The following is a 21,567-nucleotide window of genomic DNA, read 5'->3' as shown; positions in this document are numbered from 1 at the left end:
CCCACCGATGACCGACACCACGACCGAGGCCAGGACGACCGGGGCCAGTGACGGGACCACCACCGTGGACCCGCGCGTCCCCGTGGTGGACATCTCCGCGCTGCCGCCGGTCAGCGTCCCCGTGCTGCGCAGCATGGAACTGGCCAGAGAGCACGGACCGGCCTTCCTCCAGCGCCTGCACGGCCGGGAGATGCTGCTGGTCAGCAGCCTGGAGCTGGTGGAGGAACTGGCCGACGAGGAGCGCTTCACCAAGGCGATCGGCCCGGCGCTGCAGAACGTCCGCGAGTTCACCGGCGACGGCCTGTTCACCGCCTACAACGACGAGCCGAACTGGGCCAGGGCGCACGACATCCTGATGCCCGCCTTCGCCCTCGGCTCGATGCGCACCTACCACCCGGTGATGCTGAAGGTGGCCCGCCGGCTGATCGAGGCCTGGGACCGCCGCTCGGCCGCCGGGCTGACGGTCGACGTGCCCGGCGACATGACCCGGATGACCCTGGACACCATCGGACTGGCCGGGTTCGGCTTCGACTTCGGCTCCTTCGAGCGGGACGAGCCGCACCCCTTCGTCGAGGCGATGGTGCGCTGCCTGGACTGGGCGATGACCCGGCAGACCCGCAACCCGGAGCTCGACCACAGCGAGCGCGACGCCGCGTTCCGCCGGGACGCCGACTACCTGGCCGGCGTGGTGGACGAGGTGATCGCCGCCCGGGTCGCGAGCGGAGCCGAGACCGGCCCGGCCGAGGACCTGCTCGGCCTGATGCTCGGCGCCGTGCACCCCGTCGACGGCACCCGGCTGGACATCGAGAACATCCGCAACCAGGTGATCACCTTTCTGATCGCCGGCCACGAGACCACCTCGGGCGCGCTCTCCTTCGCGCTGCACTACCTGGCCAAGCACCCTGCCGAACTCCGGCGCGTCCAGCAGGAGGTGGACGCGCTCTGGGGTGACCAGGCCGACCCGGATCCCTCGTACGAGGACGTCGGCCGGCTGCGCCACACCCGCCAGGTGCTCAACGAGGCGCTGCGACTGTGGCCGACGGCACCCCAGTTCAGCCGGGAGGCGCGCGAGGAGACTCTGCTCGGGGGGCGGATCCCGGTCCGTCCGGGACTGCCGATCTTCGTGCTGACCACGATGCTGCACCGCGACCCGGCCTGGGGCGACAACCCGGAGCTCTTCGACCCCTCCAGGTTCGACCCCGAGCGCGAGGCGGCCCGCTCGCCGCACGCCTTCAAGCCTTTCGGCACCGGTGAACGCGCCTGCATCGGGCGGCAGTTCGCGCTGCACGAGGCGACCATGCTGCTGGGTATGCTGGTTCACCGCTACCGGCTGATCGACCACTGCGACTACCGGTTGACCCTCAAGCAGACGCTCACCATCAAGCCCGACGGCTTCACCCTCGCCCTCGCCCCGCGCACCCCCGCCCCGCCGGCCCGGCACGACCAGCCGGCCCAGCACGACCGGCCGATCGGGACCACGGGCGCCGCCGAGCGCACCGAGCGCCCCGGCCGGGTCCGCCCGGGCACCGGACTGCTGCTCCTGCACGGCTCCAACTACGGTGCCTGCCGCGAGTTCAGCCGCGAACTCGCCGACGCCGCCGCCGAACTCGGCTGCGACACCGAGACCGCCCCGCTGGACGCGTACGCCGACGGCCTGCCCACCGACCGCCCGGTGGTGATCACCGCCGCCTCGTACAACGGCCAACCGACCGACGACGCCGCCGAGTTCATCCGCCGACTCGGCGAAGCCGCGGACGGCGCGGCCGACGGGGTCGAGTACGCCGTCCTCGGCATCGGCGACCGCACCTACGCCGCCACCTACCAGCGCATCCCCACCCTGATCGACGACCGGCTCGCCGCCCTCGGCGGCACCCGGCTGCTCGCCCGCGCCGAGGCCGACGCCTCCGGCGATCTGGCCGGTACGGTACGGGAGTTCACCGAGGCACTGGCCGACCTCCTGCTGACCCGCCACGGCGACGCCGAGGCCGCGGCCGCGCCGCGGGAGGAGGCCGCGTACACCGTGAGCGAGCTGACCGGCGGCCCGCTGCACGCGCTCGCCGCCCGGCACGGCATGAGCGAGCTGACCGTCACCGCCGTCGACAGCCTGACCGACCCCGGGTACCACCGGGTCAAGCGGCTCGTCCGCCTCGCCCTGCCGGCGGGCGCCGACTACCGGACCGCCGACCACCTGACCGTGCTCCCGGCCAACGACCCGGCCCTGGTCGAGCGCGCCGCCAAGCTGCTCGGCGCCGACCTCGACACGGTGCTCAGCATCGTCGCCCACCGCCGCACCGGCCTGGCCGTCGACCGCCCGCTGACCGTACGGGAACTGCTCACCCACCACGTCGAGCTGCAGGACCACCCCACCGCCGAGCAGCGCGCCGCCCTCGCCGCGCTCAACCCCTGCCCGCCCGAGCAGGCCGCGCTGCGGGCGCTGCCCGCGGACGACCCACGCACCCTGCTCGACCTGGTCGAGGACCACCCGGCGCTGCGGGAGGCGCTGAGCTGGCCGGTGCTGCTGGAGCTGCTGCCACCGATCCGGCCCCGGCACTACTCGATCTCCTCCTCGCCCGCCGGGCTTCCGGCCGGGGAAGCGCGGGAGGTCGACCTGATGGTCTCGGTGCTCAGCGCCCCGGCCCGCTCGGGCCGGGGCACCTTCCGGGGCACCGGCTCCGGCTACCTCGCCCGGGTGGGCGTCGGCGACACCGTGCTGGCCCGGGTCCAGCCCTGCCGGGAGGCGTTCCGGATCGGCCACCGCACCCCCGTGATCATGATCGCGGCCGGCACCGGCCTGGCGCCCTTCCGCGGCGCCGTCGCCGACCGCCGGGCGCTGCTCGCCCCGCCGGCCCATGGCACGGAACTGGCCCCGGCGCTGCTCTACTTCGGCTGCGACGCCCCGGAGGCGGACTACCTGCACCGGGCCGAGCTGGAGGAGGCCGAGCGGGCCGGCGCGGTCTCGATGCGGCCCGCCTTCAGCGAGCAGCCCGAGGATGGGCGGCGGTTCGTCCAGGACCGCATCGCGGCCGAGGCGGCGGAGGTCTGGGCGCTGCTCGAGGCCGGGGCCGAGGTGTACGTGTGCGGCGACGGCGCCCGGATGGCGCCCGGCGTGCGGGAGGCCTTCCGGGCGCTCTACCGCGAGCGCACGCCGGGGGCGGACGAGCAGCGGGCACAGGACTGGCTGCAGGGCCTGATCGAGGCCGGCCGCTACGTCGAGGACGTGTACGCGGGCTGAGGGCACGTCTGCTGGAGAAACGGCCGCTGAAGGACGGCCGCTGATGAACGACCGCCCGCCCGCTGCTCCGGTCGAGCAGCGGGCGGGCAGGCCTCAAGCCGCCGTTGCGGGTCGCCGATCGGGATCCCTCAGGGCGCCGGGGGCGGGGCCCGTCGGTGTGGTGCTTCGTCTCCGTGTCGGCTACGACCCGGCGCACACCTGGATGACGGCGTGGCGGCCGTCGATGCGCCACGTCGTCCCGGTCCCGTCGAGGCGGGCGACGGTGGCGGCGTCGAGGCCGACGATGACGTCCGACTTCAGGGTCCGCAGGGCGGCGACGGCCGAAGGGAAGTGCCCGGCGGTCTCGGCGAAGGGCGTAGTCGGGGGCCAGAGCCGGTCGCCGACCAGGCGGCGGTAGTTGAGGTCGCCCTTGAGGATCGTCAGCGCCGCGCCCGCGAGTTCGGCCCGGAGGTCGGCGGGCAGGTCGTGGTACGGGAGCGGCGCGCAGAAGAACGGATGGGTGCGGAGCACGAGCGTGCCCCGGTTCAGGGCCTGCCACAGTCGGCTGCCGACGGCCTGGGCCGCGGCCGACGGCGCGGTGCGCAGGCGGTCGACCGAGGCGAGGACGTCGGCCGTCGTCGCGTCCGACACGAAGTACGGCTGGGGCTTCACGTACAGGACGACCTTGGCGGCCCGACCGTCGGTCAGCAGGTGGTCGATCAGCACCAGGTCCGGCAGCAGCTCCCGGCCCGCGTTGTCCGCGACGACGCAGACCCGCCCGCCCCCGGCCCGATCCAGCTCGGACCAGAGCACGGCGCTGTCGTCGGCGAGCAGGTCGGACGAGGCTGGCCCGCCGGGCCCGGCGGTGATCTGGAAGCCGAGGTCCGCCCGGTTGCCCCACAGCGCGGACGACAGCAGTGCCTCCGCCCGCTTCGTTCGCGGCAGCGCGTCGAGCTCGCTGAGCGCGACCAGCTCCTCGTCCACCGCCACTCCGGCCAGCTCGGCGTTCTTGAACGGCGCGAACGGGTCGATGCCCTGCCACGCGCCGGGCCGGAAGTAGCCGATGGCGTCGAGCAGCCGGCGGTAGAAGTAGCTCTCCGCCCACAGGAACGGCGCCTCGCCCCAGGGCCTGCCCCACACGAGCCCGCCCCACTCCCGCCACTGGGCGGCGTCCGGAGCGTCCTCGCCCAGCGGCTCCAGGACGCCGGTGGTGCTCTCCACGAGCAGCCGCTCGACCGCCGCCCGCTCGGCCGGGCCGTACGGCAGGGCGTCGAGGACCTGCCGGACGAGCCGGGGATGGCGCTCGTGGAAGACGGCCCACGGGAAGGAGCCGGGGACGTCGCTGCGGATCACGGGGGCGTCGGACACGGTGGGCCTCTCACCGGGAGCTGGTGGCTGGGCCGGGGGAACGGTCCCCGTCGGCTGGGGCCGAGACTAGACGATCACCGGAGCGGCGAGGGGGGCGGGAGGCGGAGGGAAAAGTGTTATCCGCGCGCCCGCCGGGCGGTCTCCTGGGCGTGGGAACGAACGCGCAAGGCCGCGGCAGAGGGTATGCGGCCGGCACGCGGGGTTCGAGATGGGGCGCTCCGCGCGGGGACGGCAGTCTCCGGCCGCGTTCGTTCCCACGGCGCCCGGCCGGATCGTCCCGTCCGTCCGGCGTCGCCCGGCGGTCCGCACGCACCCCACGGCGGCGGACCGTCGGGCGCAGGCTCAGGGCGCTGTCCGTCAGCCGCGGTGGAGCCGCCAGATCTGCTCCTCGCCGGTCTCCGCCGGGGCGAGCGCCTCGGCGGGGCGGCGCGAGTGCTCGGTGAAGCCCAGCCGGGCCGGGACGGCGGCGCTCGCGAGGTTGGCCGGGTCGTGCACGATCTCGACGAAGTCCACGCCGGGGAACCGGAAGGCCTGTTCGGCCAGCGCCCGGGCCGCCCGGGTGGCGATGCCTCGGCCGGTGGCGGCGGGGTGCAGCCAGTAGCCGATCTCCCGGCCGTTCACGGCGGTGTCCTCGCGCCGGAACAGCCCGCAGGCGCCGACGATGGCGCCCTCCAGCAGGATCGCGTAGGTGAAGTCCTTCCCGCTCTCCCACAGCGCAGGCCGCTCCGCCAGGAACGCGGTGGTCTTGGCCACGCTGTGCTCGGCGACCCACGGCATCCAGGGCCGCAGGTGCTCCAGCGACTCCTCGATGACCCGGAAGAACTCGGGAAGGTCCGCCTCGCCGCGGAAACGGCGCAGCGTCACCTCGCCCAGGGTGATTTCCTGCTCTGCTGGCTCCATCCAGGGAGGATCCCCGTCACCACGATGCCCGCGCAACGGGATTACGGCGCTTCCGGACCTGGTGGAGCAGGGCGCCGAGGCCGGCCGCGGTGCCGGAGACGGCGAGCAGGGAGACGTCGGCGAAGCCGACCATGGCGAGGTCGAACCGGGGATTCTCGGCTCCCGCGGTGAACTCCGGGTCCACCAGGCCGTCCGGGTCCTCGGTCACGCTGACCCGCTCGCCCGCCGCGTCACCGGAGCCGCAGTTGACGGACCGGGTGCGCCCCGGGGCGTCGTCGTAGCGCACCGCGCAGCTGTAGCTGGTGGACTTGCCGTGGATCACCCTGACGTCGGTGACGGTGCCCGGGTGGGTCGTGCCGCGCATGGACAGCACGGTGGACTGGGCGGTGTTCAGGCCCAGCATCGGGACGGCGATCACCGGGGCGAGCAGCAGGGCCAGTGCCACGCGCTGCAGCACCCTGGTCGGGCAGAGGCACACCACGCTGTAGATCAGGCCGATCGCCCCAGGGAGGACCAGGGCCAGCGCCGGGAGGAGGAACCACGGCCCGAACGCGCCGAGCGCCCCGCCGAGCGGGAGCAGCACGGCGGCGGCCGGGATCCACAGGGCGGTCAGCAGCGGCCGGCGCGGCCACGACGAGTCGCTCTTCCCGTTCTTCCCGCTCCTCCCGTTCTTCCCGTTGCTCTCGGCCCGACCGGCCTGGCGGTGCCGCCGCTGCCCGGGCCCGTAGGTCTCGTAGTGCGTCATGGCGGGAGATCCTGCCAGGTCAGACCGGGGACGGGCGGCGGCGGGGGCGGCCCCTTCGCCGGGCCGGGCGGCTTGTGGAGGTCAGCGGTAGGAGTAGTGGAAGTTGCCGATGTCCCGGGTGGTGGGCTCGGTGACCCGCCACGGGTCCATCACCGCGTCGTCACCGGTCAGCGGCGGGTTCTCGTTCTGGTGCGTCACGTGCCAGGTCCACCAGAGCCGGTCGACGTTGGCGTGGTGCAGGAAGAACAGCGGGTCGGCCGCCGCGGTGGACAGGTCGGACATGGTGGCGCCGACCCAGTCGTGGATCAGGTCGTGGATGTGCTCCAGGCCGTCCACGAAGGACATGAAGTCGCCGGACCGCATCACCTCGTCCAGCTTGGCGGTCCGCCGCCGGAGGTCCTGCTGGCTCCCGGGCGAGCGGGTCACCCGGATGACCCCGCCCATCGCACCCGGCACCACCACCGTCGGCAGCACGCCGCTCAGCCAGTCCGGGACCTGCTGGTCGGCGGTCCAGTCCCAGTACGGCACGGTGACGTCCGAGTGGATCCGCTGCAGGGCGGTCTCCAGGACGTTGACGAACACCCGGTGCCAAGGGAGGAAGCGCCGGGCCCCGAGGTCGTCGGGGGCATTGGTCATCCGGTGCTGGTGGTGGCCCATGTCGGCGTGGATCGCCACCAGCTTGCCGAAGTCGCCGGACTGGTTCAGCACGGTGAAGGCACCGACCAGCCGGGAGCGCTCGGTGTCCGTGAGGTCCTTCTCGCTCTTGCGGACCTTCTCCACTGGCTGGGCGCGGCGCAGGGCGGCCAGATCGGCGAACGTCCTCGGGCCGGGACCGCCGTCGTGTGCGGCGGTGGCGCGGACGAGCAGGTCGGGATGGGCGAGGGCGGCGAGCTGGTGCTCGAACAGCTGGGTCACGGCACAACCTCGGGGTCTCGGAAGCCGGCGCGGACGCGTACTGCGCCCGCCCCAGCAGAATCCCGCCGGGCACCGGCCCCCGCACGCGGGGCTACCCCGGTGGAGGGCCGTCGCACCGACGGCGGCCGCCGGGCCTGTCAGGGCCGTCGGGCATGATCGAGGGAGGTCGAGGAACGGAGGTCGCGGTGAGCGCCACGGGGTTGTGGGTCATCGGTACGGTGGCTGACGAGGAGCTGCGGCAGTTGCTGCGTGCGGCGGCCGAGGCGGGGCCGCCCGCGCCGCCCGCGCCCGGGGTGGCTGCCGAGCTGGAATGGTGGCGGGGAGTGGCGGGCGAGTCCCTGTTTGGGGATCCGGCCGCCGGCGACGGGATCGCCGGGGAGGACGCCTACCGGCTCTGCAGGTTCTTCGACAGCTGCCGGGACGGCTCCGACGCGGTGGAGGACTTCCGCGAGGCCGTGATGGATCGCTTCCGGCCGGAGGACAAGGAGGGCCTGTTCGCGGCCGCGGCGCGCAAGGCCAACCCGTTCTGGGCCCTCGCCTACGCGCTCGGACCCGACGCGACCCTCCGACTGCCCGGCTGGTTCGGCGACTTCCTGCTCGACTCCCGGCAGGTCCGGGCCCGCCTCCCCGACGCGGAGGAGGCCCTGACCCTGACCGGGGCCCGGCGCCGGGAGGTGGTCGAGCGCATCCACGCCTGGATGACCGGCCTCGGCGACGACCCTGACCACGACGCCGACGCCCTCCTCGACGGCCCCCTGCGCGTGCTCCGCCACGCCGCCCGCACCGGCCAGGGCGTGGCCGGGCACACCTACTGGCACTGAGGAGCGCGGATGGACCATCCACGGATGGAGACCAACCCCATCGAGACCCGCGAACTCCGCGACCCGTTCGCCGAGTTCCATGCGGCGTTGATCCCGGCGGAGTGAGGGGCGGGCGTGGAGCGGAAGCGGGTCCTGATGTTGGACGCGGCTCCGGGGGAGCTGCTCGATCGTGAGCTGGAGCGGCTGGTCGGGCACGGGCTCGCCGTCACGCTGAACCTGCGGCGGGTGGGGGACCGGGCGGGGGCGGCGGTCGACCGGTGGGCGGACCGGGTGGAGTTCACCGACGTCGACCTGTTCGACGAGGCGGCGCTGATCGAGGAGGTGGTGCGGGGCGGGCGCGGGTACGACGCCGTCAAGTCCCGGGCGAGCGCCCCGCTGCGCGCCGCGCTGCTCGAGGCGGCGACCGATCGTGCGCTGGCCCACCGGCTGCGGGTGGTCGGACGGGCCGGGGCGGGCACCGACCACGTCGACCAGGCCGCCGCCGCCCGCCACGGGGTCACCGTCACCCACACGCCCGGTTCCAACGCGAACGCCGTCGCGGAGTTCGCCCTGGCCCAGCTGCTTGCCCTGACCCGGCACCTGGCTCCCTACAACGAGGCTGCACACCAAGGCCGTTGGAGCGCACCGACGGCCCCCGCAGTCGAGCTGTCCGAACTCACCCTGGGCATCGTCGGGCTGGGGCGGATCGGCCTCGCGCTGGCGGAACGGGCCACGGCGCTGGGCATGACCGTCCAGGGCTACGCGCGGCGCCCGACCCACCCGCCGGTGCGCCGGGTCGAATCCCTCGACGCCCTGCTCGCCACCAGCGACGTGGTGTCGCTGCACCTCCCGCTCACCCCGAAGACCGAAGGGCTGATCGGGCGGGCGGAACTCGCGCGGATGCGGCCCGGGTCGATCCTGCTGAACACCTCCCGGGGCGGCATCGTCGACGAACAGGCGCTCGCCGACGCCCTGCGCGACCCGGCCCGGCCGCCGGCGGCGGCCGCCGTCGACACCTTCGCCCACGAGCACGCCGCCTTCGCCTCACCGCTGTTCGGCCTGCCCAACGCCCTGCTCACCCCGCACGTCGCCGGAATGACCAGGAGCGCCATGGCCGAGGCGGCCCTGCGCTGCGCGGACCACATCGCGGCACTGCTCGCCGGACGGCCGGACGGCATTCCCGTGGTGGCCTGACGACGTTACGAGGTCGCCGCCCGGAACAACGCCGCCGCGGCCCGGTCCCCGGGAAGAAGGTCTCGATGACGATCTCGTCCAGCGCCACATCCAGGACGGTGGCCCCGCCAGTCATCGAGGCCCGGACGCTATCCGGCGCCGTTCGCGGGCCGCCACCGGATTTCCGTCTCCGACTCCGACTCCGGCGCCAACCGCCAAGTCCTGGACGGAGCACAGCAGCTGGGCGGAATCCGGTGGCGTCGCGTCCCCGCTCCTGGCAGGGTGCCAGCCGTGCTGAGGAAGAATCTGCTCTTCGTGACCCTGACCGGGCACGGGCACATCAACCCGATGCTGCCGCTGGTCGAGGAGCTCGTGCGGCGCGGGCACCAGGTGGTGTACGCCACCGAGGCGGGTCATGCCGCCGCCGTCACCGGGGCCGGCGCGCGGTGGTTGGAGCTGCCGTCGCCGCCGCCGTTCACGCCGCCGCCGGTGATCGGTCCGGCGGCGGTGGCCGGCTGGTTGCGCCACTACTTCGCGGCGCTGAGCGCGACGTACCCGGTGCTGCGGAGGCACTGTGGGTCGGAGCGGGTGGACGCGATCTGTTACGACACGACGAACTGGCCGGGCCGGATCGCCGCCCGGAGCCTGGGCATTCCCGGGGTGCAGTGCTTCCCCCACCTCGCCTCCAACGAGACGTACTCGCTGGACCGGCAGTTGACCGGGGGGATCGACGCCGACGATCCGGCAGTGGCCTCGCTCGCCGCCGACTGCGCCGCCTTCGCCACCGAGTACGGCGTCCCGCTCGGCCTCGCCGACACCATGACGGTGGCGGACGGGCTCAACCTGGTGTTCGTCCCCCGGGAGTTCCAGCCGGCCGCCGACAGCTTCGACGGGCGCTTCCACTTCCTGGGCCCGTCGACGGGATCGCGGGAGCGGGTCGAGGAGTGGTCACCGCGCGACCCCGACGCGCCACTGCTGTACGTGTCACTGGGCACCGTGGTCGACGGCCACCCGGACTTCTACCGGGCGTGCGCGGCCGCCGTCGCCGACCGGTCGTGGCAGGTGGCGATGAGCGTGGGCGGGGCGGAGCGCGCGGTACTGGGTGTCGTCCCGGGGTGGGTGGAGGTGCGGTCGCGGTTCCCGCAGCTCGCGGTGCTCCGCCGGGCCACCGCCTTCGTGTCCCACGCCGGGATGAACTCGGTGATGGAGGCGCTGACTTACGGGGTCGGCATCGTCGCCGTCCCCCGGACGCCCGAGCAGGCGGCCAACGCAGGGCGGCTGGTGGAGCTCGGGCTGGGCGAACGCCTGGACGACGCGGAGCCGGTGAGCCCGGAGGCACTGTGGGCGGCGATCAGCAGGGTCGCCGCGGACCCGGTGGTGCGTGCCGATCTCGCGGAGATGCGCCGGGCCGTCCGGCGGGGTGGGGGAGCGGCCCGGGGCGCCGACCTGGTCGAACAGTACGTCCGGTAGGCGCCTACCGGGCCGCGGGAGAAGCACGACCCGCTGACCGGCCGGGGTCGCAACTCCACCGACTTCAGCTGGTCCGCCGCGCCGCTGCTGCCCCTGCTGCGGAAACTGACCGCTTTGGCTCCGCGCCCCCTGACCAGGCATGATCGGGGGCATGGTCGAACGAGTCATTGCAGCGTGTGACGGAGCAGCCAAGGGCAACCCGGGTCCGGCGGCCTGGGCCTACGTGGTGGCGGACGGCGCCGGGGTGCCCCAGCGCTGGGAGGCCGGGCCGCTCGGGCACAGCACCAACAACGTCGGCGAGCTGACGGCGCTTCAGCAGCTGCTGTCCGCCACCGACCCGGCCGTCCCGCTGGAGGTCCGGCTCGACAGCACCTACACCCGCGACTCGGTCACCAAGTGGCTCAAGGGCTGGAAGCGCAACGGCTGGAAGACGGCCGCGGGCAAGCCGGTGGCCAACCGCGAACTGATCCAACGGATCGACGAACTCCTGGAGGGCCGGGACGTCACCTTCGTGTACGTTCCCGCCCACCAGGTGGACGGCGACCCGCTGAACGCCATCGCCGACAAGGCCGCCAGCGACGCCGCCCGCACCCAGCGGGCCGCCGCCGGCACGGCCGCCGACCTGCCGGTGCCCGACCCGGCCGCCGCCGTGAAGGCCCCCAAGGCGCGTCCCACCCGCTCGGCCGCCACCTCCTCCGGCACCGGCGGCGCCGCCAAGCGCAGCGGCGGCTCGCGCACCCTGAACGCCCGCTTCCCCGGCACCTGCCCGTGCAGCCGCCCGTACGCCAAGGGTGACAAGATCACCAAGGTGGGCAGCAGCTGGGGCCACCCGGAGTGCGCCGCCGCCCACGCCTGAGCCCGAGCACGACTGGGTCCGCCCACGCCTGAGCCCGCTCACGCCGCCGTCTGAGTAGCCGTACTCAGGCGGCGGATCGGCGCGGCGGTGGACGATGTCGATCATGACGAAGACCAGGCAGGGCCGCCGGGCGTCCGTGCGGATCGGAATGCCCACCGCGGCCGCCGGGGCGATGGTGCTCGGCGCGGTCGGCCACCACTCGGCCGCGACGCTGGCGGACGGGCTGCCCCGGGCCTGGTCTGGACGGCGGCGGCACCGGCCAGTCCCGCACGGCCGTCCTCGGCGCCCGCTGCGCCCTCGCGGGGATCGCCCCGCCGCAGTGGCGGGAGGCCTCGCGGCGGGCCCGCCAGACCCTGACCGGCCAGGGCTGGACGGTCGCCGCCGTCGACGACTCCGCCCTCGTCCCCGGCCTGTCGCTGACGCCGCCGGCCACCGGTCCGGGCTCCCTCGCCGAGACGGTCTCGATCAGCTACAACCGCGTGGACCACACCTTCGCGGTCACGGCCGGCACCGAGTGCTCCCGCCACTCCGACGGCACGCCGGTGGAACGGGGTGGGGAACCGGCCGACCTGCCGACCATCACCGCCCCGACGCAGTTGCGCACCCACTGAGTCCGCCGGCGCTCCCGCCCGTACACACAGGTGAGCGTTCCGGAGCGGAGGAGCGGAGGTGAGTGCGGTGATCGTGTCCGAGACATCGGAGTTCCACGTCGGCGACCAGGTGTGGGTCTACCGCGACTCCTCCTTCGGCGCGGTCGAGAGCGCCGTCGTCGTGGCCGCCCCGGCGGACCGCAGCCTGCGGGTGGAGTTCGCCGACGGCCACCGCAGCCATCTGCGCCGCGGCCGGGTCGAGCTGCACGCGCCGCGAACGGAGCGGGCGTTGACATGACGTCAGGAAAAGCGCTCGGCGACCCGCCGTCCGGCACCCGCTGTCATCATGAACACGACTCCGGCGGCGGCGCCGGAAGCGAGCGTGAGGAGCGGGCGTGCGGGAAGCCGGTACGGGGATCGACCAGCCGCGACAGCAGCCGGTGGCGATGGCGGACCAACAGGTCGGGCTGAACGGCGCGTTCGCCGCCGCGCTGACCAGGGCGGTGGGGTCGATGCCCGCCCTGTACGTCGCCCTGGCGCTGGTCGGCGGCTGGATGGCGCTGGCGACCTGGGGGCCGCTGCACGTCGTCGACCCGTACCCCTTCGGGTTCCTGCTGTTCCTCGACAACGTGGTCCAACTGGTGCTCTGCCTGGCGATCCTGGTCGGCCAGCGGGTGCTGGGCCAGGCCGCCGACCGCCGGTCGGTGCAGACCTACGAGAACGCCGAGGCGATCTTCGCCAGGGTCGCCGACCTCCAGGCACACCTCGACCGCCACGACCGGGCACTCGGCCGTGGCGTCAGCCTGCTGGAGACCAGCGGCCACCCGTGGATCGAGCGGCACCGGGTGCAGCCGCCGCCGCAGGCGCTGGACCAGGCCACCGGGGTCAACGGGCGGATCGCCGCCTGGCTGACCGGGCGGCTGGGCAGCATGTGGGCCTTCTACCTGGCGGCCGGGACGCAGGTGGTGTGGATCGGCCTGTCCCGGCTGGGGCTGCAGACCTTCGACCCCTACCCGTTCGCCTTCATGAGCTTCCTCTCCACCCTGGCCCAGCTGATCTTCATGATCGTCATCATGGTCGGCCAGGACGTGCTGGGAAAGGCCGGCGACCGCCGCGCCGAGCAGACCCTGTTGGACGCCGAGGCCGTACTGCACGAGTGCGGCCGGATGAAGGCCCGGCTGGAGGCGCAGGGCAAGGTCATCGAGAGCCTGGCCGACTACACCAGCGCCCAGGTCACCCGGCACCTGGCCCGGGCCATCCACCAGAGCCGGCTCACGGCCGCGGTGGAGGACGGCGAGGAGCCGGGCAGCCGGCCGGCCCTGCTGCCCTGGGAGGAACTGCCCGAGGAACTGCGGTCGGCCAACCGGCGCCAGGCCCGGCAACTCGGCGAACGCCTCGCCGCGGTCGGCTGCCTGATGGTGCCCACCTCCGAGCAGGTGGCCCCCGAGGCCGTCGGCGGCTTCGAGGACTTCACCGAGGAGGAGACCGAGGTGCTGGCCCGGCTGGAGCACGAGCACGAGCACCGCTACGGAACGGGCGCCGAACCGGAGGCGGTCCTCCCCGGCCAGCGGGACGGCCGGGCGGAGTTCCTGCCCTGGGAGGAGCTGTCCGACCGGGCCCGGGCCCGAACGGTGGAGTCGGTGCGCCGGATTCCCGCCGTGCTGGCCGACGTCGGCTTCCAGGTGGTGCGGATCGGCCGGATCACCGACGGCGTGGGGGAGTTGGACTTCACCCCCGAGGAGTGGGCGGTGCTCGGCCGGGCACTGATGGCCTCCGGCGTGCTGGTCGCCCTGGCCGAGGGCGTCGCCGATCCGGAGGAGATCATCGCGATCGTCAAGCTGCTGCGCGAGGCGGGCACCACCCACCCGCGACGCTTCGTCCGGGAGCTCGCGGCCGCCTCCACCTTCGACACCGGGCTGCGCCCCGACACCCGCTACGCCGAGTACCGCGAGCCGGCGCTGGAGACGATCCGGGCCGCCGCCCGGATCGTCGCGGAGCGGGCGCCGGACGAACTCGACGGGTTCCGCGCCTTCCTGCTGGAGATCGCCACCGTGGTCGCCGACGCCAACGAGGAGGGCGGCATCCTCGGCCTGGGCGCGCGTACCCGGGTGCCCAGCGAACTCGCGGCGATGGAGGCGGTCCGGGTGGCCGGCGACCCGGAGGCGCCGATGCCCGAACGGGCCAAGGTCAGCCTGCGCAGCCGGAGTTGACCGGACGCGACCGGCCGACCACGGAGGCGGTCGGCCGGTCGGTGCGCATGGACGTCAGGAGGGGATCACTTCTCCTGGGCGATCGACTTGAGGTCGTCGAAGCTCATGCCGACCTTGTTGAGCGCCTGGGCCTGGGCCTCCGGCAGGCCGAGCGCGGCCAGCTCCTTGAGCTGGGCGTCGGTCAGCGGCGCGGCGTCGGTGCTGACCGACGGGACGGCGCCCGGCGCGGTCTCGTCACCGAGGTCGGAGCTGTCGCCGCCGGCGGCCAGCAAGAAGAAGCTCTTCATGAGGTCCTCGGTGGTCATCTTGTTCGGCACCGGCGACGGGACCTCGACCTTCGGCGCCTCCTGGTCGAAGGTCAGCTTCACCGGGAAGCTGACGCCCGGGTCCACCTCCTTCGCCAGCTGCGCCAGGTCGAAGCTCGCCGAGGAGAGCGAGCCGTCCTTCAGGTAGAGGTCGGCGCCCACCTTGCGGTCCGGGACGTCGCTCGGAGCCTCGGTCGGGAACTTCTTGAACTGCTGCGGGAACTTGGTGGAGAGTGGCTTGAGGGCCTTGTACAGCTCGTCCACGGCCTGGCGGGCCGGGGCGCTCATCCAGATGTGCTCGGTGCCGTCCTTCTTGCCCTTGTCCTCGAAGGTGACCGTCCGGTTGAAGACGTCCTTCAGCGAGTCGAGGAGCTCCTTGCCGGCCTGCGGGTCGACCGAGGGCAGGGCCTCCGGCTCGCCGCCCTTGGCGCCGTCGTTCTTCTTGGCCTCGTTGGCGAGTTCCTGGAGGTCGAAGGAGGTCCAGTCGCCGCTCAGCAGGCTCTTGGCGGGGTCCGTGCCGGGGGGAAGGTCCTTGGTGACGGCGTCGGCCTCGGACGGGTCCTGACCGGTGAGCTTGAGCACGCTCTTCAGGTCGATGCGCAGGTACCCGGTGGCCTCGGCCTGGCGGTACTCGAGGAGCGGGGTGCCCTTCTTGTCCGCGATGCGGTAGGAGACGCGCACCGACTTGTCGAGCGTGACGTCCTTCTGGTCGCTCGCGCCCGCGTTCTTGAAGGCCTCGACGTCCTTGAGCGGCTTGTCGGCGGAGACCAACACGGCTATGGAGAGGCCGGACAGCCCCTTCGCGCTCTGCTCGTCGACGGCCTCGTCGCCGCTCTCCTTGGTGAAGGCGACGATCTGTTCGGGGGTGGCGTCCACGGAGAGCGTGAAGCCGGCCGACTTGCTGTCACCGATCCTGCCGAAGGCCTTGGAGACCTTCTGGCCGGCCGAGATCTGCTCGGCGGTGCCGCAGGCGGTGAGGCCGGCGGCGAGGACGGAGGCGGTGACCGCGACGGGCAGCGCACCGCGCGCGGCCTTGCGGATGGCGGTGTTGATGGTGCATCTCCTGTGTGACGGGGCCTGACCGAAACGGGCCAGGCCGATCCCTCCCCCTGCGGCGAAGTGCACCGCAGCGCGTACACATGGGAGCACAGTGTCAGCAAGGATGCACACGATTTTTTGACCCCGGCTTTAACAGATCTGTCCGAGATGGTGACCCTTTGGCCGGATTCCACCCCACCGGGCCGACCGGACCACCCCTTGGACGAGCCGGAGTCGGCCCCGCGCACGAAGTCGCCGGGACAGGAGGAACAGCTCCGCCACCGGCACGGTGGAGACCGGTGCCGCCGCCGAGTGCTGAGCGGCAGTCGGCCGGTCATGACCCGTACGGCCGCTCCGAACGCCCCAGGACCAGGCCGCCGTTGGACGCTCCGTGTGCCGACTTGGCCCCGGCGGGCGCCGGACCGGCGGGGCGCCCGATTCCACGGGGACGGCGGTGTTCGAAGTGTCATCACCACCTGCTAACCTCAGCCGATTTCCCGCCACACCGAGTCGGCGGACACGACGGGGTAAGAGGTACAGAAGACATGGCATTCCTCCGGGCCAAGCAGAAGGCCCAGGTCATCGAGAAGCTCTCGCAGGTGGCGCCTCCCGGCGAGACCTTCATCGCCTGCGTGCACGCGGAGAGCGGGCCCAGCCCCTGGCTCGCCGCGGCGCTCGGTGAGATTCCGCTCGTCGGCCTGATCATCGTGCTGACCCGCAGGTACTACTTCCTGACGCTCACCAACAGCCACGTGGTGATCAACTCGGCCAACCGCTGGAACAACCGCCCCGGCGACGTCGTCGCGGCCTTCCCGCGGCACGCCTTCCCGGTCAACCGGGTCAAGCGGGCCAGCATCTGGAGCTCGATGTACGTCCAGATGCCCGGCAACAGCAGCCCGACGCGCCTGAACATCCACCGCATCTGGCGCGCCGAGATGGACCAGCTGAGCGCCGCCTTCCCGCCCGGGTCGATCGACCCGAGCTCGCAGCCGTTCGACACCCCGCAGGGCCAGGGCTACCCGATGCCGGGGCAGCCGATGCCCGGGCAGCCGATGCCGGGCCAGCCGATGCCGGGTCAGCCGGGGATCCCGCAGCAGCAGGGCTACGGCGCGCCGCAGGGCCAGCCGTACCCGCCGCAGCAGCCGTACCCGGCCCCGCAGGCGGCCCCGCACGGGCAGCCGTACCCGGCGGCGCCCCAGGCCTACCCGCCGGCCCAGCCGTACCCGGCGCAGCCGGGCGCCCAGGTGCCGCCGCCGGCCCAGCCGTACCCGCCGCAGGTCCCGAACGTGCCCTACCCGGGCCAGCCGGGCCAGCAGGGCTACCCGGGCCAGCGCTGACCGAGGTCCGGCCCCGGTTCCCCACGGGGGAGCCGGGGCCGACGCCTTCCGATCACCCGCGGTGACCGTGGAGTGGTCGTACGTGGCCCCACCGGGCTCGGCGCGCTGGGAGCGACGGACTCTGCCAGGCTGAAGGGGAAGCTACCTCGACCGAGGAGGCCCGCACCCATGTCAGCGCAGAAGCCCGGGCCGGCCGGACGGCAGGCCCGCGTTGCCGCGCTCCGGGCCGCGGAGGCCCGTCACGCGCGGGCCCGGCGGTGGCTGGTGGGCGCAGTGATCGGCCTGCTCGTGCTCGTCGTGGTCGGCGGGATCGCCGTCGTGATCGCCACCAACCAGGGCTCCTCCGCGCCCAGCGGCGTCCCGGCGCAGCCGCGGACCACCGCCGAGGGCCGGACCACCCCGCCGCCCTGGGACGCCCCCGCCGACGTCGCCGCCGCCGTGAAGGCCGCCGGCCTGCCGATGCTCGGCGCCGAGCACATCCACGCCCACCTCGACGTCTACGCCGACGGACGGGCCGTGACGGTGCCCGCGCTGGTGGGCATCGACGAGAGCGCCCAGAGGATCAGCCCGCTGCACACCCACGACACGACCGGCGTCATCCACGTCGAGTCGCCGGTGACCGCCGAGTTCAGCCTGGGCCAGTTCCTGACCGAGTGGCAGGTCTCCACCTCCGCCGACCACCTCGGCGGGCTGCGCACCGACGCCACCCACACCCTGACCGCGTACGTCAACGGCAAGGCGGTGAGCGGCGACCCGGCGGCGATCCGGTTGAACGCCCACGACGAGATCGCCCTGGTCTACGGCACGGAGGCCGAGAACGCCGCCGTCACGGTGCCGAGCGGCTACAACTGGCCGAGCGGTCTCTAGCGCTCCGCAAGCCGCTCGGTCAGGAACACCCGGCTGGTGCCCGGCGGATCGCAACGGGATCTCGCCGGGCGTCGTCCATCTGCGGCAGGCCGCCCCGCCGCGCACGCTCGCGGCCTCCGGACGCCGGCACGCCCTGGCGCGGGCGCGGCTGTGCCACGACCACCTGGCCGACGCCTTCGGCCTGGCCGTCACCGACGCGATGGCCGGGCGCGGCCTGCTGGACTGGGGCCCGGCGCCAGGACTCACACCGGAGGGTCGGGCCTGGCGGGCCGGGCTCGGCATCGAGCTGCCCGGCGGACCCGCGGCGCCCGCCGGTGCGGGCCTGCCTGGACTGGACCGAGCGCCGCCCCCACCTGGGCGGCGCGGCGGGGGCCGCGCTGTGCGCCCACGCGCTCACCGCCGGCTGGGGACCCGGGTCGACACCGGCCGCGCTCTCGCGGTGACCGAAGCCGGACGGCAGGCCTGGCAGGAGCACCTCGGCCTGGCGGCCCAAGACCTGTGACACCGGCTGCCGCCCCACGCCGAGCTCCGGCGGCGTACCGTTTGTGGAGCCAGCAGCTCGTCGCCGCCCTGGGACGGATCCGGGAACGGGACCGGGCCGACCGGCTGCCCCGTGCCCCTCAGGCGCCACGGCCACGGCCCCGGGCGCGGACGCCCGGTCAGCGCGGGTGCCGGCCGGCGGCCGGGCGCAGGACTCAGGCCAGCTCGCGCATCCGGCGGATCGGGCTGGCCAGCAGGATCACCGGGCTCGCCGCGCTGACGATCGCGACCAGCAGCAGCGCCGTGCGCGGCCCCCAGGCCGCCGCGGCGGCGCCGGCGGCGAGGGCGCCGACCGGGATGGCGCCCCAGGAGACGAAGCGGACCGTGGCCATCACCCGGGGGAGCAGCTCCGGCGGGGTCTGGGTCTGCCGGTGGGTGCGGGTCACGATGCTGGAGACCACGACTCCGGCCGAGAACCCGGCGTTGCCGAGGGCGAAGACCAGCGTGCCCCAGCCGGATCCGGCCGCCGGGAGCAGCAGGGCGAAGACGGTGGAGACCACGGCCGCCCAGCGCAGAGCGGGCCCGCCACCAAGCCGCCGCACCAGGCGGGGCGTGGCGGCCGCGCCGAGCAGGCTGCCGAGGCCGCCGGTGGCCATCAGGGCGCCCACGGTGGCGGCCGGGGCGTCGAGGGTGCGGACCAGGAAGACCGGGGTGAGCGTCATCAGGCCGCCGCAGACGAAGTTGAGGGCGGTGGCGTCGGCGACGCAGGGCCGGATCACCGGGTGCCGGGCGACGAACCGCCAGCCCTCGCGGATCTGCTCGCGCATCCCGGCGCCGCCGGTCGGCCTGGCGGCCGGCTGCTCGGCCTGCGGGAGGCTGCCGAGCAGCGCCGCCGAGGCCAGGTAGCTGACCGAGTCCAGCAGCATCGAGGCCGCGCCGCCGACGAGCTGCACCAGTACGCCGCCCAGTGAGGGCCCGGCCAGGTCGGTGGCCGCGATGCTGCCGGAGACCAGGCTGTTGCGGGCGGTCAGCTGCTCCTTGGGGACGACGGTGGGCAGGAAGGTGGAGTTGCCGACGTCGAACAGGACGCTCGCGAAGCCGACCAGCAGTGCCACCACGACGAGTTGCGGCAGCCCCAGCACCCCGAGGGCGGCCGCCAGCGGGATCGAGGCGACGGCGGCCGCGCGGATCAGGTCCATCGCCACCTGGGTGCCGCGCAGCGGGAGGCGCTGGACCAGGACACCGGCCGGCAGTCCGATCAGCAGCCAGGCGACGTAGGCGGCGCCGGTGATCAGGCCGACCTCGAGGGCCGAGGCGTGCAGGGTGACGACCGCGATCAGCGGGAGCGCCACCGTGGTCACCTGGTCCCCGAGCCGGCTGACCGTCGAGGCCGTCCAGTAGCGCCAGAAGGCCGTCGCTCCGCCGGCGCGGCGCTTGCCGGGCCGTACCCCCTCCGCCGTTCCCGTCGTCGTGTCCACCGTCTCCGTCGTCACGTCCACCCCTTCGCTGCGACTGAGTTCCTTTTGGGAACTCACTATAATGGGTGATCATGCGGCACACGGAAGCGGCTGACCCCGACTGCGCGATCTCCCAGGCCCTGGCGGTGGTCGGGGACACCTGGACGCTGCTCCTGATCAGGGACGTCGCCGGCGGCACCCACCAGTTCGACGCGCTGCAGGACGGACTCGGCATCAGCCGCAAGGTGCTCACCGGACGGCTGAAGGCGCTGGTCGCCGACGGCGTGCTGGAGAAGCGGCTCTACCACCCCCACCCGCCGCGCTACGAGTACCACCTGACGGACCGCGGCCGCGGCCTGCTGCCGGTGCTGGTCGCCCTGCAGGACTGGGGCGGGCGCTACGTCCTGGGCGACGGCACGCTCACCGGCACCAGCACCCCCGACTCCGCCGAGACCCGCCGGGTGCTGGCGCTCACCGGCCACCGGCTGCCCGCCCTGGAACTCGACGCCGCCTCCGGCGGACGCGTCGACCCGGTCGCCGCGGACCGCGCCTGGACGGTGCTCTACTGCTACCCGGGCGCCTACGCCCCGGGCGGCCTGGACTACCCGCCCGGCTGGGGCGAGGTCCCGGGCGCGCCCGGCTGCACCCTGGAGTCCTGCACCTACCGCGACCGGATGGGCGAGTTCGCCGCCCGCGACACCGCCGTCCACGGCGTCAGCACCCAACGCCCGGACCAGCTGGCGGCGTTCGCCGAACACGCGCGGATCCCGTTCCCGCTGCTCTCCGACGCCGGACTCGAACTCGCCGCCGCCCTTCGGCTGCCGACCTTCCGCGCCGCCGGCGTCGAGCGCCTCAAGCGGCTCACCCTGATCCTCGACGCCGGGCGGACCGTCCGGGGCGTGCTCTACCCGGTCACCGACCCGGCGGGCTCGGTCGAGGACACCCTCGCCCTGCTCGACGGCCTCCGGGGCGAATGACGACGGGACGCCCCCGGCCCGGCCGGAGGCACACCCGTCCGAGCTCCGGCGCCAGGGGGCGTGTCAGACCCGCCCTACCGGCGACTCCGCCCGCGCGGCGAACGGCGCGCCGCGCCGAAGGTGAGCGCGGCCCAGAGGACGGCCAGAGCGCCCGTGACGTAGACCCCGGCGCCGTCGAAGGAGAGGTCGTCGTCCAGGGTGGCCGGCGGGGCCCAGCCGGCCGGGTCGGCGAGCACCGTCGTGGTGGTGCCGATGGAGGTGCCCGAGCAGCCGATGCCCCCGATGGTGCCGTGCGGCAGCGGACGGCCGTCCTCGCGCCGGATGCCGCAGGTCCAACTCACCTTGCCCGTCTTGTCCTTGCCGCTGTGCGCCGAGGTGACCACGACCGGGGTCCGCACCCCGCGGTGCGCGATCAGCTGGGCGCGGAGGGCGGGCGTGGGGATCGCCAGGAGCAGCACGCCCAGGAAGACGGCCGGCCAGATCACCCACCCGGTGCTTCGGATCAGCATCAGCCCGATGACGGCCGCCATCAGTACCAGGACGGCGAGGACCGTGCAGGGGGTCTGGTAGTCCGGGTTGGTGGCGACCGCGAGCAGTCCGATGATCAGCAGCGGCGCGAGCAGCCCGACCAGGAGCGCCGTGCGGCGCACCGTGCGCGGCGCGAGCTGGATGTCCTTGCCCGGGCGCCGGCGGACCGGCTTCGGCGGCCGGCGGACGCCCGCGGCGAGCGGTCGCTTCTGCTTCTTGTTCGGCCGCTTGGCCATGCTGCCCCCGGTTCGGTGGTTCCGTTCGTGCTCGCGACAGTGTGGCGGCAGCCCCCGACCCGGGGAAGACCGGGGTGCCCCCGACGGCGCCCGGGCGCCGCGCG

General features: G+C 74.0%; 18 protein-coding genes. 11 read left to right on the top strand and 7 right to left on the bottom strand.

Annotation, left to right across the window (positions count from 1 at the left end; genetic code table 11):
• The first annotated feature begins 7 nt into the window (after positions 1-7).
• Complete coding sequence (locus ACWCYO_RS01670) at positions 8-3,232, top strand: bifunctional cytochrome P450/NADPH--P450 reductase (protein WP_449783010.1); 3,225 nt, start codon at positions 8-10, stop codon at positions 3,230-3,232.
• 180 nt (positions 3,233-3,412) lie between these two features.
• On the opposite strand, the gene ACWCYO_RS01665 is transcribed toward ACWCYO_RS01670, so the two are convergent.
• The 4 genes from ACWCYO_RS01665 to ACWCYO_RS01650 form a co-directional block, all read right to left on the bottom strand.
• Positions 3,413-4,579 carry a damage-control phosphatase ARMT1 family protein gene (locus ACWCYO_RS01665; protein ID WP_449783009.1) on the bottom strand — a complete coding sequence of 389 codons (1,167 nt, stop codon included), beginning with the start codon at positions 4,577-4,579 and terminating at the stop codon, positions 3,413-3,415.
• Between the two features lie 357 nt (positions 4,580-4,936).
• Complete coding sequence (locus ACWCYO_RS01660; RefSeq protein ID WP_270140568.1) at positions 4,937-5,479, bottom strand: GNAT family N-acetyltransferase; 543 nt, start codon at positions 5,477-5,479, stop codon at positions 4,937-4,939.
• A 16-nt stretch (positions 5,480-5,495) separates the two neighbouring features.
• A complete protein-coding gene (locus ACWCYO_RS01655; protein ID WP_449783008.1) occupies positions 5,496-6,224 on the bottom strand; it encodes a hypothetical protein in 729 nt (242 codons plus the stop codon).
• A gap of 81 nt (positions 6,225-6,305) precedes the next feature.
• Positions 6,306-7,139, bottom strand: coding sequence for a tyrosinase family protein (locus ACWCYO_RS01650; RefSeq protein ID WP_270140564.1), 834 nt, complete (start codon positions 7,137-7,139; stop codon positions 6,306-6,308).
• A gap of 185 nt (positions 7,140-7,324) precedes the next feature.
• Between ACWCYO_RS01650 and ACWCYO_RS01645 the strand changes: the two genes are divergently transcribed.
• The 7 genes from ACWCYO_RS01645 (at position 7,325) to ACWCYO_RS01615 (ending at position 14,238) form a co-directional block, all read left to right on the top strand.
• Positions 7,325-7,960, top strand: coding sequence for a hypothetical protein (locus ACWCYO_RS01645; RefSeq protein WP_270140562.1), 636 nt, complete (start codon positions 7,325-7,327; stop codon positions 7,958-7,960).
• 114 nt (positions 7,961-8,074) lie between these two features.
• Positions 8,075-9,133, top strand: a complete 1,059-nt coding sequence (locus ACWCYO_RS01640; RefSeq protein ID WP_449783007.1) for an NAD(P)-dependent oxidoreductase — start codon at positions 8,075-8,077, stop codon at positions 9,131-9,133.
• A gap of 270 nt (positions 9,134-9,403) precedes the next feature.
• A complete protein-coding gene (locus tag ACWCYO_RS01635) occupies positions 9,404-10,582 on the top strand; it encodes a macrolide family glycosyltransferase (protein WP_449783006.1) in 1,179 nt (392 codons plus the stop codon).
• 139 nt (positions 10,583-10,721) lie between these two features.
• Entirely contained in the window at positions 10,722-11,438 is a 717-nt protein-coding gene (locus tag ACWCYO_RS01630) for a ribonuclease H family protein (RefSeq protein WP_449783005.1), read from the top strand.
• A gap of 479 nt (positions 11,439-11,917) precedes the next feature.
• A complete protein-coding gene (locus tag ACWCYO_RS01625) occupies positions 11,918-12,049 on the top strand; it encodes a hypothetical protein (RefSeq protein ID WP_449783004.1) in 132 nt (43 codons plus the stop codon).
• A 58-nt stretch (positions 12,050-12,107) separates the two neighbouring features.
• Positions 12,108-12,326 carry a hypothetical protein gene (locus ACWCYO_RS01620; RefSeq protein WP_270140555.1) on the top strand — a complete coding sequence of 73 codons (219 nt, stop codon included), beginning with the start codon at positions 12,108-12,110 and terminating at the stop codon, positions 12,324-12,326.
• A 97-nt stretch (positions 12,327-12,423) separates the two neighbouring features.
• Positions 12,424-14,238, top strand: coding sequence for a DUF1003 domain-containing protein (locus tag ACWCYO_RS01615; protein WP_449783003.1), 1,815 nt, complete (start codon positions 12,424-12,426; stop codon positions 14,236-14,238).
• Positions 14,239-14,303: 65 nt separating this feature from the next.
• On the opposite strand, the gene ACWCYO_RS01610 is transcribed toward ACWCYO_RS01615, so the two are convergent.
• The gene (locus ACWCYO_RS01610; RefSeq protein WP_449783002.1) at positions 14,304-15,668 is read right to left on the bottom strand and encodes a hypothetical protein; all 1,365 of its coding nucleotides are present in this window, start codon (positions 15,666-15,668) and stop codon (positions 14,304-14,306) included.
• A 458-nt stretch (positions 15,669-16,126) separates the two neighbouring features.
• Here ACWCYO_RS01610 and ACWCYO_RS01605 point away from each other — a divergent pair, with 458 nt between their 5' ends.
• Positions 16,127-16,918: a hypothetical protein gene (locus ACWCYO_RS01605; protein WP_449783001.1), complete on the top strand. Its 792-nt coding sequence runs from the start codon at positions 16,127-16,129 to the stop codon at positions 16,916-16,918.
• 168 nt (positions 16,919-17,086) lie between these two features.
• Positions 17,087-17,785: a hypothetical protein gene (locus tag ACWCYO_RS01600; RefSeq protein ID WP_449783000.1), complete on the top strand. Its 699-nt coding sequence runs from the start codon at positions 17,087-17,089 to the stop codon at positions 17,783-17,785.
• Between the two features lie 695 nt (positions 17,786-18,480).
• On the opposite strand, the gene ACWCYO_RS01595 is transcribed toward ACWCYO_RS01600, so the two are convergent.
• Positions 18,481-19,758 (bottom strand): MFS transporter, encoded by a 1,278-nt coding sequence (locus ACWCYO_RS01595; RefSeq protein WP_449782999.1) that lies wholly within the window; start codon positions 19,756-19,758, stop codon positions 18,481-18,483.
• A gap of 56 nt (positions 19,759-19,814) precedes the next feature.
• Here ACWCYO_RS01595 and ACWCYO_RS01590 point away from each other — a divergent pair, with 56 nt between their 5' ends.
• Positions 19,815-20,699 carry a winged helix-turn-helix transcriptional regulator gene (locus tag ACWCYO_RS01590; protein WP_449782998.1) on the top strand — a complete coding sequence of 295 codons (885 nt, stop codon included), beginning with the start codon at positions 19,815-19,817 and terminating at the stop codon, positions 20,697-20,699.
• 74 nt (positions 20,700-20,773) lie between these two features.
• Here the strand turns inward: ACWCYO_RS01590 and ACWCYO_RS01585 are convergent, their stop codons facing one another.
• Positions 20,774-21,463, bottom strand: a complete 690-nt coding sequence (locus ACWCYO_RS01585; protein WP_449782997.1) for a hypothetical protein — start codon at positions 21,461-21,463, stop codon at positions 20,774-20,776.
• Positions 21,464-21,567: the final 104 nt, after the last annotated feature.

The organism is Kitasatospora sp. NPDC001683 (genome assembly GCF_053596495.1).
This window is presented reverse-complemented; position numbering and strand designations above follow the sequence as displayed.